Below are 14,839 nucleotides of genomic sequence, written 5' to 3'. Positions count from 1 at the left end.
AGCATCTTCATGGATACCCACACTGGTGATGTCCCCGTTGTATCGGTGAAGCATGTCACGAAGAATTTCCAGGCGGTGACCGCTCTTCGTGACGTGAGCATCGATTTCTACCAGGGGAAGGTGCATGTGCTGTTCGGTGAGAATGGTGCAGGAAAATCGACGCTCATCAATGTGCTCTCGGGCGTGCACCAGCCGACAGAGGGAACCGTGGAGATTGAGGGTGTGGGGGCTGACCTGGTCAGCCCCCAGCGGGCCCGTGAGCTCGGAATCTCGTCAGTGTTTCAGGAGCCAGCTCTTGTAGGAACTCTTTCGGTAGCCGAGAACCTCACCTTGGGCCGTGAGCACCTGCGCAGCGGTTTCTTGAATCGGGCACAGAATCGACGCGCAGCCGAGCAAGCGCTTGTACAGGCGGGTTCGACACTTTCGCTCGATTCTGCAGCACGCGACCTGAGTCGAGCCGATCAGCAGGTCGTCGAAATTGCGCGAGCCTTGCAGGGATCCGCAAAGCTTCTCATTCTTGACGAACCGACGGCCTCGCTTACCGAGGATGAGACGAGTCGTCTGTTTGAGGTCGTGCGGCGCCTCAAGGCAGAGGGCCTGGCAATCATCTACATCACGCACCGAATGGGTGAGATCCGCGAGATTGGTGACACCGTCTCGGTGATGCGTGATGGTGCTCTCATCGACACGATGGAAATCCAGGATGTCACTGATGAAGAGCTCGTAACGCTCATGGTGGGAAGAAAAGTAGAGTCCCTCTTCCCTGACATTCCGCACAATCCGCGTGAGGGCGGACTTGAGTTGCGTCGCGTATCGACGTCGCAACTTATCGATGTCACGCTCACCGCACGACGCGGAGAAGTTGTCGGCGTGACAGGTCTCGTAGGTTCAGGCAAGGGTGACGTCGGTCGCTCAGTGTTTGGACTCGCCGAGGTTCTCGCGGGAAGCATCACGGTTGATGGCGAAGAAATCGGAGCTGGTTCGCCAGAACAGCGAATTCAGCAAGAGATTATTTACTACCCGTCAGACCGAAAGCGCGATGGTCTCATTCAGACCATGGCTGCGTTTCAGAATGCCACGCTGTCAGCGCTCGACTCCTGGACCAAGTTCGGTTTTGTGAATCGAAAGGCTGAGCGCGCTGCCGCCGAGAAGGTGCTCCAGAAAATGCACCTTCGCCCAAACCATCCCGAGAGTCTTCCCGGCACATTCTCGGGTGGTAACCAGCAGAAGATCGTGCTCGCGCGCGGCTTCACCAGAGACTATGCGATCCACGTATTTGACGAACCCACCGCTGGGGTCGACGTTGGTGCGCGCGCAGAAATTTACAACGCAATGCAAGCGCTCGCTGAATCAGGCGCAGCCGTGCTTGTCATCTCATCTGACCTGCCCGAAGTTATCGGTCTGGTCCATCGCGCATACGTCATCTCTCAGGGATATGTCGTCGGAGAATTCACCGGCGACGAACTGAGTCAAGACAACATGCTTCCGTACTTCTTCCAGGAAATGAAGGAACCAATCTCATGAGCAACCAGTTAGACGAGTTAACGCGCGAGCCGCGAACCGGTGCCGTTCGTAGGCCAGAACCGGAAGCCCGCGAGAGCGCACTCAGCAGGTTCTTCCGGAGCCAGTTTGTGAACTACGGCATCCTCCCGATTTTGCTGGTTGTGCTGATTGTCGCGTTCGCGATTACCGAACCGCGCTTTATTTCGGGCGAGAACCTCATCAATGTCGCACGCCAAGTGAGCTTCCTCGGAATCATCGTTGTCGGGCAGATGTTCTACCTCATCACCGGCAACTACGACCTTTCCAACGGTGGAACAGTCGCGCTCTCATCGATCGTGTGTGCCACGATCATGGTGACGATGACTGGCACCGGTTCGGGCGCCTGGAGTGCGATGGGTGCGGGCGTCTTGGTCGCAGTGATCATCGGGCTAGTGGTCGGCATCATCAACGGTGTGCTCATTGGGTACTACAAGATTTCGTCATTCATGGTGACGCTTGGAATGGGATCCGCTGCAACCGGCGTCGCATTGCTCGTTGCCGGTGGCGTGCCCGTTACCGGATTGCCCACTGAATTCACGAAGTACTTTGGCACCTCGTCCGTAGCAGGCGTGCCGTTCCCGACGATCATCTACATCGTCATCATTGCCCTCGCTTATGTGTTGCTCAATTGGACTAGGCGCGGTCGTCAGGCCTATGCCGCTGGTGGAAACGCGAGTGCGGCATTCCAGTCGGGTGTGAACGTCGGGCGCACGATCCTCACCATGATGGTGCTCGGCAGCGTGCTCGCCGGACTCGTTGGTGTGATGCTGACCGCACGCGTCTCTACCGGTGAAGCGAACATCGGTATTCAGTACCCACTCGAGTCGATCATCGCCGCGGTTATTGGTGGTATCGCGCTCGCCGGTGGTGAAGGCCGCGTTTCAGGCGCCGTGATGGGTGCATTGTTCATTGTGCTGCTGAGCAACGGCATGGACCTTATTCGCGTGCAGAGCTACATCCAAGACATCTTGCTCGGCGCGCTGCTCGTGATTGCACTGCTGGTTGACCGGCTCCGGGTGCGGTTCCGCATCTCGAAGAAGGTCACCGCTGCGAGGTAGCAAGTCAATACCTTATTTATAAAGAGGCTGGCGCTGGCGTAAAGCTTGCGTAAGTTCTTCGCTTAGGCGAAAAAAGGGGCGGGAACCGTTTGGTTCCCGCCCCTTTTGCGTTAAATTCTGATGCTCACATAAAGCTCGCATAAACAGATTTATCTCAATTTTGCGTGGGTGCTTGAGCGTGTGATTGGGTTAAAAAGGTGCGTTCGCTTACGGGGTGCAGGCGGGGCATCAAAGTTCTCTGGGCGGGCCGCTGCGCGCCCAACACATCACATAAAGTTTAGGAAGTTATGCGACTGAAAACTCGCGGAAAACTGGCCATCGTCGGAGCGCTCGCGCTCGGAGCAAACGCTGGTGAGCGCGCCAGCGTTTGCTGCACCGGGTGATCCACTCGTCATTGATTCGGATACGACGACCTTCACCGCTGGCAGCTGGGGGAGCGGGATCAACTTCACGCTGACTCTCCCTGAAGGTGTGACCGAAGCGACTGTGATGGTGGGTTCGGGCGGCGCAAATGGTAGCGGCCTCATCGGTGACGCACTCGAAGTCATCGACGAGGACGCTGATGGAACTGTTGAGGGCACCTACGTGCCACCGGCTGAGAGCTCACCAGTTGCGCCAGATGCAGACGGCTACCCTTACTACTCGCTGACCGCGAACTACACGTACGTGGTCGATGGTACAACAGAGTACGTTTATGCGGATGATATTGAACTCACTATCCTCGACGGTGCGAGCGTGACTGGCCCCGCCCGGGTGACCGCGGCACAGCTCGAGAGTGCAGAAGGCGTTGCCCCGCAGTTCGCTGGCTTCCTGCCAGACGAAACACTCAATGGCACGATCGAGATCATGAGCGAAGCCAATGATTGGGAATACGAGACGATCGGCGATTTCTCCACCACCGTTGGCGCTGACGGCGCTGGCTCCGGTGCCCTGTGGGTCACTGGTGCTCAGGTCGGCGACTTCATTCGCGTTGTTGCCGCAGGTGACGCATCCACGGTGACGTACTACGCCGAGGTAATTTCCGCGGACGCTCCGACGACACCGGAGGCCCCGGTAGCTCCGACTGCGCCTGAGCGCATCGAAACAGCTGCATAGCCCCACGGCTACTAAGCGCAGACGCAGAAAGGGCGGGAACCAATCGGTTCCCGCCCTTTCGCTTTGCCCGGGGGCTGGCGCAAGGCCAGGGCGCAGATCCAAGGATCCACACCCCTGCTTCGGTGGTCAGTTTGGTGCAACTTCTTCAAGGAGAGTGCATCAAACTGACCACCGAATGAAGCAGAGGGCGGGCCCTTAAACGATCTGGCGGCCCTCGCGCTTCGCCTTACGCATCTCCTTAATAAAGGCGCGCACGATGACAAACAGTGTGCCGGTCACAATCACGGGCCACATGAGTACGTAAATGGTGAGTAATACGGTGTTGAGTTCCATGCTTTCTCCCTCCTACTTCCTGATGCTCGACATGTCGATTTCTGCGCTCTGCGGGGGAGTACCGGTGAAGTCCTCCTCGGGGTCGAAGTCGCCCGTGCGCAGCTTGATGAGCGAGAAGTCGAACCGCTCCTTCTTCGACGCGAGCGTGAGCACGACACACAAGATGGTGCTCACGGCGTATGCGACGAGTGAACCAGAGAGCACCGCGTACTGGTGCAAGAACCCGATCGCGAACGGTGCGGCGGCGATGGTGGATCCGATCCCGACCACGAGCGCGGTTCGCAGGCCAAAGAACCCGAACGCCATGAGCCCGAGCACCACACCAATACCGAGGGTTGAGAGCACGTCGAAGCCGATGGCGACACCGCCGACCATGTCGATCCACTCGAAGCGCACCGGAATGAACACGGCGAGCGCAGCAACAACCGAGACGCTGAATGCGACGTTGGTAACGCGGTTCCAGTAGAAGCTCGCGATAACCGGGAATACGAGCGCGCCCCAGAGTGCACCGACGAACACGAGCAGGTCGAGAATGTTGAGTTGCGAACCGGCGAAATACATTCCGGCGGTCATCGCGACGATCATTGTGATGCGGCCAACGAGCACCATGATGCGTGGGTTCGCGTTGCGCTTGCCCGCAACGTTCTGGCCGTAGATGTCTGCCATCACGATTGACGACAGTGCGGTCAGGTCTGCGTCTGCGGTCGACGAGAGCGAGCCGATGATCATGACGAAGAACAGGGCAACCAGCGCGGGCGTGAGGTACGTTGCCGCCATCTGCGGGATCAGGTTGTTCGTGTCGCCGCCCATGGGGTCAATGCCCGCATACAGTGCGATGACGCCGAGCATGCCGATGCCGATGATCGTCGCGCCGTACCCGAAGGTCGCGGTGACGAACGTCTTTTTGATGAGATCCTCGCGCACCGCGAAGAGGCGCTGGGCGATGGTCTGGTTGCCGATCGCGTAGGCGAGCACCGCCGCGATGTATGGGGCACCCTGGTTGAAGAAGGCGTCAGACGAGAAGAAGCTGCTCTGCTGCGGCGTGAGGTTGTGCGCGCCCGTTTCGAAGAGTGAGGGGCCACCGGCCGCGAAGAACACGACCGGAATGATGATGACCACAGCGCCAAGCATGAAGAGAACCTGCATGAAGTCGGTGAGCACCGACGCGCGGAACCCCGCCCACAGCGTGTACAGCAGCACGCCCGCGCCGATGGCGATGACGCCCTGTCCGAACGTGAACGGCGAGAGCAGGTCGATGAGCGCGCCGCCCGCGATGAGGTTCGAGGTGAGGCTGATGAGGCTGCCGAGCACGTTTGAGCCCGCGAGCAGCAGCTGGCTCGAGCGGCCGTGGCGCGCAAACATGACCTCTGCGATGGTGTGCGCGCGCGGGGCGACCTTACGAATTCTGCGTCCGAATGGGTAGATGAGCAGAATCATCAGCGCGCCCCAGAGGCCGTAGTGGATCGGGCCTGACAAACCGTAGGTGTAGCCCGAAGTGGCCGAGGCGTACATGGACGCGGCCCAGATCCACGTCGCTGTCATCGATGCGGCCGAAATGCCGAAACCGAGCTTGCCGCCACCGGTCATATACCCGTCGGCGTTCTCGCGCTTCTTACTGATGCGCAGCGAGATGATGAGACTCGCGCCAAAGAACGCGAGAAATAGGCCCAGCACTACTGGGCCAGAAAGTTGATGGAGTGCTTCCACTTGAGGTTCCTTTCACAATGCGGATCGGCGATTGCCGAGGTGCTGATCGGAAGGAAACTCGCTAAGTGGGAATACGTTGCTCGCTCACCAGGGGGAGCGGAGGGCGGACAGATGTGAGATGAGTGGCCATATCGGCCGGAACGAACGTGAACGCGGGTGAGATAGGGCTGCTCCTTGTTGAAGTTTGGGTGCGCGCAGCCAGTATGTATTCGCCGCGCGCGGCGCAAAGAAAATCAGGTGGAACAGCGATCGGACCTCATACTCTGGTCGGCCGCGTGCATTCACCTGACCTATCAAGTACTACCTCAATTTCGGCTGAATATCCAGTTCGCTCAGCTCACGGCGATACTCGCGGCGACAATTATCGGGCTCCCATTTCAAGAAAAACGTAGCCATTACGACGCGGCTCTGCTAGCGTTGTGCGGTTGACTTTTCTAAGGTCACCCGGATCCTCTTGGAGGGAATTTCGTGGCACTCATCTCCTTGGCTTTACGCCATGCGAAAACCTACTGGGTTTTTATCGTTTTCGTACTCGTTCTGCAGTTGCTGTCGACGATGGCACTGCTCTGGCTTCCGAGCCTGAACGCTCAGATTATTGACCGCGGTATTGCGCTTGGTGATACCGACTTTATTTGGCGAACCGGCGGCATCATGTTGCTCGCCTCGTTCGGCCAACTCGCCGTCGCCGTTGCGGCCGTCTACTTCGGCGCGCGCACGGCGATGGGCTTCGGCCGCGACCTGCGCCGTGAGGTGTATAGAAAGGTCGACTCGCTCGCAACGCTCGAGGCGACCAAGTTTGGCGCGGGCACCCTGATCACACGCGGCACGAATGACGTGCAGCAGATTCAGATGCTCGTGCTCATGACCCTGAACTTCATGGTCTCTGCCCCAATCATGATGATCGGCGGCATCATCATGGCGCTGCGCGAAGACGCCGGGCTCTCGTGGCTCGTGTGGGTATCGGTGTCGGTGCTCGCGGTCATCGTTGGGTTCTTGGTGTGGGCCCTGCTGCCGCTCTTCCGAGTGATGCAGGACAAGGTCGACGCGATCAACAACGTGTTGCGCGAGCAGATCATGGGTATCCGCGTCGTGCGCGCGTTCGTGCGTGAGCCGTTTGAGACCGATCGCTACGGTGTCGCGAACCGCGAAATCACCGATGTGTCGGTCAAGGTCGGCAATATCTTCGTGCTCATGTTCCCCGTGATCATGATGGTGCTGCACCTCGCTACCGGCGCGGTGCTGTGGTTCGGCGGGTACCGGGTCGCAGACGGCGACATTCAAGTGGGATCGCTGACGGCGTTCCTGCAGTACCTCATGCAGATTCTTATGGCGGTCATGATGGGCGTCTTCATGACCATGATGATTCCGCGCGCTGTGGTGTGTGCTGAGCGCATTCGCGAGCTGCTCGACACGAAGTCGACGCTCTCGTTCCCTGAAGCGGCGACGCTCGAGACTCCAGAGGCCGGTCGGGTGGTCTTCGAGAATGTCACCTTCGGCTTCCCGGGCGCAGAGAAGCCCGTGATTAAGAACGTGAGTTTCGCTGCCGAGCCGGGCAAGACGACGGCGATCATTGGATCGACCGGCGCTGGCAAAACAGTACTGCTGAATTTGGCGCTCAGGCTTTACGATCCACAGCAGGGGTCAATTACGGTCGATGGTGCCCCAGTGTCTGAGCTCACTCGCGACCAGCTCGCTGACACGCTGAGCCTGGTGCCGCAGCGGCCGTATATGTTCTCGGGGACCATTGGCTCGAACCTGCGATTCGGTCGCACGGCAGCAACCGACGAAGAACTGTGGGAGGCCCTGAGGGTCGCGCAGGGTGAAGACTTCGTGCGTGAGCGTGAGCTCGGTCTTGACGAACCTGTTTCTCAGGGCGGCACGAGCGTCTCGGGCGGTCAACGGCAGCGCCTCTCGATCGCGCGTGCGCTCGTCTCGAAGCCGAAGGTGTACCTGTTCGACGACTCGTTCTCTGCGCTCGACGTTGCGACCGACGCGAGGCTTCGCGCGGCGCTTCCCTCGGCGACTCAGGGCGCGACGACGATCATCGTTGCGCAGCGTGTTTCGACGATTACCGATGCGGATCAGATCCTCGTCATCGAGGGTGGCGAGATCGTCGGCCGTGGTACCCACGATGAGCTTCTCGGCTCCAACGAGGTGTATCAGGAGATCGTGAGATCTCAGCTCGAGCAGGCGGAAGCAGACGATGACCAAGAACGCATCGCGTTCGACTCGTCGGCTGGTGCCGCTACAGCGGCAGCCTACGGAGCGAAGCGAGAGGTCGAGTGATGGCCAAGAATATAGAACCAGAAGTCGTCGAAGAAGAGGACTGGGAGAACTTCGAGCCCGGCGGCGACATGTTTGCCGAGGGAGCCCCACCGAAGAAGGCCAAGCATTTCTGGCCGTCGGCGAAGCGCCTCGTTGGTTTGCTCGGGCCCGAGAAGGGCAAGTTCTCGTTTGTCGTGCTGCTCGTTGTGGCATCTGTGGTGCTCACGGTCATCGCGCCGCGCGTACTCGGCCAGGCCATGGACGTGATCTTTAACGGCGTACTCGGCATGCAGTTGCCCGCCGGCGTTCCGGTCGAGGTGATCATTGAGTCGCTGCGCGCAGACGGCCAGACGCAGTTCGCAGATATGCTGCAGGGCGCGAACGTCGTGCCGGGTGAGGGCATCGACTTTGGCTTGCTCGGCTCGCTGATCGTCGTTGTGCTCGGCTTGTACCTGGTTGCTTCGTTCTTGATGTGGCTGCAGGGGTATATTCTGAACCGCCTCGTGATGCGCGTGGTCTACAAGCTTCGCGCTGACATCGAAGAGAAGATCAACCGGCTGCCACTGTCGTACTTCGATGGGCGGCAGCGCGGCGACACGCTCTCGCGCGTAACGAACGACGTCGACAACATTCAGCAGGCGCTGCAGCAGGCCTTCTCGCAGCTCGTGCAGTCGCTGCTGACCGTAATCGGCATCACCGCGATGATGTTTGTGGTCTCGTGGCAGCTCGCGCTTATCGCGCTCATCGCGCTGCCGCTCTCGGGCATCATCGCTGGTGTAGTGGGCGTGCGCGCGCAGAAGCTCTTCGCGGCTCAGTGGAAGCACACGGGAGACCTCAACGGCCACATTGAAGAGTCGTTTACCGGGCACGAACTCGTGCGCATCTTCAACCGTGACAAAGAAATGACCGAGGAGTTCGACCGCCGCAACGAGGGTCTCTTCGACGCTTCGTTCAAGGCGCAGGCGCTATCCGGCGCGATCATGCCGTCGATGAACTTCGTGCAGTCGCTCACCTACGTGCTCATCGCTGTGGTGGGTGCGCTGCGCGTCACGAGTGGCAACCTGACGCTCGGTGATGTGACCGCGTTCATTCAGTACTCGCGCGAGTTCGCGCAGCCCGTGGGCCAGATGGCTGGCATGGCGAACATGCTGCAGTCGGGCGTGGCCTCGGCCGAGCGCACCTTTGAGCTGCTCGACGCCGATGAGCAAGATCCCGAGTCTGAGAGCGCGAAGCTGCCAGAGCGTACCGACGGCCATGTCTCGTTTGAGAATGTGTCGTTCAGCTACGATCCACACACCCCACTCATCGAGGATCTGTCGCTCGAGGCCCGCCCCGGCCACACGATCGCAATCGTCGGCCCGACAGGCGCCGGCAAGACGACGCTCGTGAACCTCATCATGCGGTTCTACGAGCTCAACAGCGGCAGAATCCTGCTCGACGGCGTCGACATCACCGCGCTCACGCGCTCCGACCTGCGCTCGCACGTCGGCATGGTGTTGCAAGACGCGTGGCTGTTCAGTGGCACGATTCGCGAGAACATTCGGTACGGGCGCCTCGACGCGACCGACGACGAGGTGGTCGAGGCGGCGAAGGCGACAATGGTGGATCGGTTCGTGCGCCAGCTACCAGAGGGCTACGACACCGTGATCGAAGAGAACGCCTCGTCGCTCTCGGCGGGCGAGCGCCAGTTGCTCACGATTGCTCGTGCGTTTATTGCGGATCCATCGCTGCTTATTCTCGACGAAGCAACCTCGTCAGTGGATACGCGTACCGAGGTGCTCGTGCAGGAGGCTATGCGGGCGCTGCGCAGCGATCGCACCTCGTTCGTGATCGCACACAGACTCTCGACGATTCGAGACGCTGACACCATTCTCATGATGGAGGCCGGTCGGATCGTGGAGCAGGGCTCGCACGAGGAACTGCTCGCTAGGAAGGGCGCATATTACGAGCTCTACCAGTCCCAGTTTGCTGGCGAGGACGCCGAAGAAAGTTTTACTCTCGAAGAAGCGCTCGATCCTGCCGCTCCAACTGCTCCGGTAACGGAGCAGGGTGCAGATGATGCGGAGGCAGAACCTGCAACTGAGGGTTCGTGAACTGGGACTCAGTTTTGATCCGCTAGACTAATGAGGCCCCTCACGTGGCGATATCTTGGTGAACTCCCCCAGGTCGGAAACGAAGCAAGGGTAGCTGGGCTCTATCGGGTGCGTGAGGGGTCTTTCAATGTGAAGGGACACGCAATATGAATGATCTAGATATCTTCGAACGCTACGAGTCCGAGGTTCGCGGGTACATCCGTTCCTTCCCTATAGTTTTCGATCGCGCCTCTGGTTCGACACTGTTTGCCGCAGACGGCAGCGAATATCTAGATTTCTTCAGCGGCGCAGGGGTGCTCAACTACGGGCACAACAACCCAGCCCTTATTCCCGCGCTCATCGAATACCTGCAGAGTGGCGGCATCATTCACGGGCTCGACATGGCCACGGTTGCCAAGCGCGCGTTCATCGAGGCGTTTACGAAGCACATTCTTGAACCGCGCGGGCTCGACTACAAGTTGCAGTTCACCGGGCCGACGGGCGCGAACGCTGTTGAGGCCGCGCTGAAGGTCGCACGTCAGGCGACTGGGCGCTCCAATGTTGTTGCGTTCACAAACGGGTTCCACGGTTTGAGCCTCGGTGCGCTTGCCGCGACGAGCAACGCGAAGTACCGCAGGGCTGGCGGCACCGCGCTCGGCGATGTGACCCGCCTGCCGTACGACGGATATTTGGGGGAGGGCATTGATACCCTCGACCTCTTCGAACGCATGCTCGACGACACAGGATCGGGCCTTGACCTGCCCGCAACTGTCATCGTTGAGGCCGTACAGGGCGAGGGCGGCATCAACGTTGCGAGTGCAGAGTGGTTGCAGCGACTTCGGTCCATCACCGAGGCACGCGGAATTCTGCTCATCGTTGACGACATTCAGGCTGGCGTCGGGCGCACCGGTGCGTTCTTCAGCTTCGAGGAGTCTGGCATCGTGCCCGACCTAGTGACCATCTCGAAGTCGATTTCAGCGTCGGGTCTTCCGATGTCGCTCGTGTTACTCAAGCCCGAGGTCGACGTGTGGGAGCCGGGTGCGCACACCGGCACGTTCAGGGGCAACAACCCCGCGTTCGTCACCGGCCGCATCGCGATCGAGACGTACTGGCAAGATTCGGCGTTCACCGACTCGATCGCCGAGCGGTCAGCCCAACTGCGCGCGGCGCTTGAGGCAATTGCGGCAGAGTTTCCGCAGGCAGAGTTCACGGTTCGCGGCCGCGGACTCATGTACGGTCTTGCGTCGATGGCAAAGCCTGAGCTTGCAGGTGCCGTCTCGCAGGCCGCGTTTGAGCGTGGTCTTGTAATCGAGACTTCGGGCGCGAAAGACGAGGTTCTGAAGTTCCTCCCCGCGCTCACGATCACGGCTGACGAGCTCGACCGCGGTCTTGCGATCGTGCGCGAGTCACTCGCCTCGGTGCTCTAGCGTCGAGATAGGGGAAATGTCGGTGCCCTGCTTTAGGCTGGCATGGTGGCTGTAAGTATCTATCTCACCTCTGCCGAAGGGCGATCGGGCAAGAGTGCTGTCGCACTCGGCGTGCTCGATGCACTCAGCGCCGATGCTCCGAGGGTCGGGGTGTTTCGACCTGTGATCCGTTCGCGAACCGAGCGTGACCGCGTGCTCGAGTTGCTGCTCAGCCGGACGACCGCGGGTGCGAGCTATGACGATTGCGTGGGCGTGACCTACGACGAGCTGAGCCAGAACCCGGGCGAAGCCATGGCCTCGATCGTTTCTGCGTATCGCGCGCTTCAGGCGCAGTGCGACGCGATTGTTGTGGTGGGTTCTGACTACACCGACGTCGCAGTGCCGACCGAGCTGTCAACGAACGCGCGCATCGCTGCGAACCTCGATACGCCGGTGCTCTTCGTGGTGAGTGGGCGCAGCCCCGAGGTGCCAGAGGTGCTCGGGCAGTCAGGTGCGCGAACCGCTGCTGACATCGCGCAGATAGTGGATCTCGGGCTCGCCGAATTGCGCGACGAACACGCGACGGTGCTCGCGGCGCTCGTGAATCGGGCTGACGGTGACCTCCGCGAAGAGATTGTTGAAGCCGTTTCGCAGGCGGTGCCCGAGGGTACGCCGGTGTGGGCGATCCCTGAGGAACGACTGTTGGTCGCGCCTCCCGTCTCCGAGGTTATGCGGTCGGTCGACGGCACACTGCTGCGCGGCAGCGAAGAGCTGCTCGCCCGTGAGGTGAGCGATATCGTCATTGCGGGCATGTCAATGCAGAACGTACTGCCCAGGCTCATTGAGGGCGCGGTCGTGGTCATTGCGGCCGATCGCGCAGAGACGCTGCTCGCCGTTGCGATGGCGCACGAGGCATCGGGGTTCCCAACGCTCGGTGCGATTGTGTTGAACGGTGATTTCGAGGTCCCCGAATCGGTGGATCGGCTGCTGGATGGCATCGGCTCTGTGCTTCCAGTGATCCGTTCGCCCTACGGCACGTTCGCAACAGCGCAGCGCATCACAAACTCGCGAGGCCTGCTCACCGAGGAGTCGCCGCTCAAGTTTGACACTGCGCTCGCGCTGTTTGAGGCCCACGTTGACACCGAAACGCTCAAGGAACGGCTCAGGCTACACAAGGGCAGCGTGCGCACGCCCGCGATGTTCACCTACGAACTTTTCGCCCGGGCGGCCGAGGTGCAAGCGCACATCGTGCTTCCTGAGGGGCACGACGATCGGGTTCTTCGGGCTGCGAGCACGCTGCTCGCACGCGGCGTCGTGAAGCTTACGTTGCTCGGCGACGAAGAGTCGGTGCGCAAGCGGTCGAGTGAACTCGGGCTCGCGCTCGACGCCGCAACCGTGATCGATCCAACGACATCACCACTTCGCGAACAGTTCGCGGTCGAGTACCAGCGACTGCGCGCGCACAAGGGCATCTCGCTTGAAGACGCAAGAGACCGCCTGGTCGACGTGAGCTACTTCGGCACCATGATGGTGCACTTGGGACTCGCCGACGGCATGGTTTCGGGTGCTGCGAACACGACGGCGCACACGATCCGCCCAAGTCTCGAGTTCATCAAGACCAAACCGGGCGTCTCAGTCGTTTCGAGTGTGTTCTTCATGGCGCTCGCAGACCGAGTGCTCGTCTATGGAGACTGCGCTGTGAACCCCGACCCAGACGCGACACAGCTCGCCGATATCGCGGCCTCGTCTGCGCAGACGGCCGCCCAGTTTGGTGTAGATCCGCGTATCGCGATGCTCTCGTACTCGACGGGGGAGTCAGGCTCGGGTGCAGACGTCGACAAGGTGCGCGCTGCGACAGCGCTCGTGCGCGAGTCACACCCAGAGCTGTTGGTCGAGGGGCCTATCCAGTACGACGCGGCGAGCGACCCCGAGACCGGCGCGACGAAGATGCCAGGGTCGCAAGTTGCTGGCCACGCCACCGTGTTCATATTCCCCGATCTGAATACGGGCAACAACACATATAAGGCGGTGCAGCGCTCAGCTGGTGCTGTTGCCGTTGGCCCGGTGTTGCAAGGGCTGAATAAACCGGTCAACGACCTGTCGCGCGGCGCGACTGTCGAAGACATTCTTAACACGGTCGCAATCACCGCGGTGCAGGCGGGGGAGACAAAGCAGGCATGAGCGCAGTACTTGTTGTGAACTCGGGATCGTCGTCGATCAAGTACCAGGTGATTCACGCAGAGAGTGGTGAGCGCCTCGCCGACGGGCTCGTAGAGCGGATCGGCGAATCGAGTCAGGGTCGCATCGAACATCGCGCGGAGAAGCGCGTCGAGCGCGAACTCGCAATTCCAGACCACACGGTTGGGTTCGCTGAGATGGTTGCCGCGTTCGCAGAGGCGGGCGCTCCAATCGAATCGCTAGATATTTCTGCCGTAGGGCACCGCGTTGTGCACGGGGGCAGCGAATTCATTGCGCCTACCCTGATCGACGATCGCGTGGCGGAGCGCATTCTCGCTCTCGCCGAGCTCGCACCGCTTCACAACCCCGGGCACCACGCTGCGATCGTCGCGGCGCGCGCGACCTTTCCAGAGTTGCCACACATAGCGGTGTTCGACACTGCGTTTCACCAGTCCATGCCAGAGTCCGCATACACCTACGCCATTGCTCCCGAGGTCGCCGCGAAGCACGGCGTGCGCAGGTACGGGTTTCACGGCATTTCACACGCGGTTGTCTCGCGCAGGGCGGCCGAACACCTCGGCAAGCCAGTCGAATCGCTCAAGCAAATAGTTCTGCACTTAGGCAACGGTGCCTCGATGTGCGCGATCGACGGCGGCGAGTCGGTCGACACCTCAATGGGCCTCACGCCACTTGAGGGGCTCGTTATGGGCACGCGATCCGGCGACATTGATCCGGGCGTTATCTTCCACCTGCTGCGCAGGGGAGAAACGGTCGACTCGATCGATACGCTCCTCAACAAGCGCTCGGGCTTTCTCGGGTTCACGGGGTCGAACGACTTCCGCGATGTGCGTGAGGCGGCGGCTCGCGGCGACCACGACGCGAAGCTCGCAATCGACGTCTATGTGCACCGGGCCAGACATTACCTCGGGGCCTACCTCGCGGTGCTTCGCGGGGCCGACACGATCGTGTTCACGGCTGGGCTTGGCGAGAACGCACCCGACCTGCGGGCGAGAGTGTGTGCGGGATTCGAGTGGTGCGGGATCCACATAGACCCAGAGCTCAACGAAGCGCCAGACCGTGGCGCGCGCGTGATCAGCACGGCCGACTCGACGGTGACCGTGCTCGTTGTGCCCACCGACGAAGAAACTGAGATCGCCAGGCAGACGATTGCTACGGTGTAAGT

The 14,839-nt window shown here is 60.6% G+C and carries 10 protein-coding genes and 1 other RNA gene; 9 read left to right on the top strand and 2 right to left on the bottom strand.

Annotated elements, in window-relative coordinates; genetic code table 11:
- The first annotated feature begins 9 nt into the window (after positions 1-9).
- The 3 genes from H9L06_RS05200 (at position 10) to H9L06_RS05190 (ending at position 3,695) form a co-directional block, all read left to right on the top strand.
- On the top strand, positions 10-1,524 hold the full coding sequence (locus tag H9L06_RS05200) for a sugar ABC transporter ATP-binding protein (RefSeq protein ID WP_187556150.1): 1,515 nt from the start codon (positions 10-12) through the stop codon (positions 1,522-1,524).
- Positions 1,521-2,600: an ABC transporter permease gene (locus tag H9L06_RS05195; protein ID WP_187556149.1), complete on the top strand. Its 1,080-nt coding sequence runs from the start codon at positions 1,521-1,523 to the stop codon at positions 2,598-2,600. The genes H9L06_RS05200 and H9L06_RS05195 overlap by 4 nt, the downstream gene beginning before the upstream one ends.
- Before the next feature lie 351 nt (positions 2,601-2,951).
- Positions 2,952-3,695, top strand: a complete 744-nt coding sequence (locus tag H9L06_RS05190; RefSeq protein ID WP_187556148.1) for a hypothetical protein — start codon at positions 2,952-2,954, stop codon at positions 3,693-3,695.
- Between the two features lie 195 nt (positions 3,696-3,890).
- Here the strand turns inward: H9L06_RS05190 and H9L06_RS05185 are convergent, their stop codons facing one another.
- On the bottom strand, positions 3,891-4,028 hold the full coding sequence (locus H9L06_RS05185) for a putative transporter small subunit (protein ID WP_187556147.1): 138 nt from the start codon (positions 4,026-4,028) through the stop codon (positions 3,891-3,893).
- A gap of 12 nt (positions 4,029-4,040) precedes the next feature.
- Positions 4,041-5,735: a sodium:solute symporter family protein gene (locus tag H9L06_RS05180; protein WP_187556146.1), complete on the bottom strand. Its 1,695-nt coding sequence runs from the start codon at positions 5,733-5,735 to the stop codon at positions 4,041-4,043.
- Between the two features lie 468 nt (positions 5,736-6,203).
- On the opposite strand from H9L06_RS05180, the gene H9L06_RS05175 reads away from it, so the two are divergent.
- The 6 genes from H9L06_RS05175 to H9L06_RS05150 all read left to right on the top strand — a co-directional run bounded on the left by H9L06_RS05175 (position 6,204) and on the right by H9L06_RS05150 (position 14,837).
- Complete coding sequence (locus tag H9L06_RS05175; RefSeq protein ID WP_187556145.1) at positions 6,204-8,021, top strand: ABC transporter ATP-binding protein; 1,818 nt, start codon at positions 6,204-6,206, stop codon at positions 8,019-8,021.
- Positions 8,021-10,093, top strand: a complete 2,073-nt coding sequence (locus H9L06_RS05170; RefSeq protein ID WP_187556144.1) for an ABC transporter ATP-binding protein — start codon at positions 8,021-8,023, stop codon at positions 10,091-10,093. Before H9L06_RS05175 ends, H9L06_RS05170 begins: the two co-directional genes overlap by 1 nt.
- Before the next feature lie 31 nt (positions 10,094-10,124).
- An RNA gene (ffs, locus tag H9L06_RS05165) (signal recognition particle sRNA small type) lies at positions 10,125-10,221 on the top strand.
- Between the two features lie 18 nt (positions 10,222-10,239).
- Positions 10,240-11,499 carry a diaminobutyrate--2-oxoglutarate transaminase gene (gene ectB / locus H9L06_RS05160; RefSeq protein ID WP_187556143.1) on the top strand — a complete coding sequence of 420 codons (1,260 nt, stop codon included), beginning with the start codon at positions 10,240-10,242 and terminating at the stop codon, positions 11,497-11,499.
- Between the two features lie 45 nt (positions 11,500-11,544).
- Positions 11,545-13,659, top strand: a complete 2,115-nt coding sequence (pta, locus tag H9L06_RS05155) for a phosphate acetyltransferase (RefSeq protein ID WP_187556142.1) — start codon at positions 11,545-11,547, stop codon at positions 13,657-13,659.
- Positions 13,656-14,837 carry an acetate kinase gene (locus H9L06_RS05150; RefSeq protein WP_187556141.1) on the top strand — a complete coding sequence of 394 codons (1,182 nt, stop codon included), beginning with the start codon at positions 13,656-13,658 and terminating at the stop codon, positions 14,835-14,837. Before pta ends, H9L06_RS05150 begins: the two co-directional genes overlap by 4 nt.
- Positions 14,838-14,839: the final 2 nt, after the last annotated feature.

It is taken from the genome of Leucobacter denitrificans (genome assembly GCF_014396385.1).
Lineage (GTDB): Bacteria > Actinomycetota > Actinomycetes > Actinomycetales > Microbacteriaceae > Leucobacter > Leucobacter denitrificans.
The sequence above is the reverse complement of the archived record's forward strand: the minus strand, read 5'-3'. Positions and strand labels throughout refer to the sequence as shown.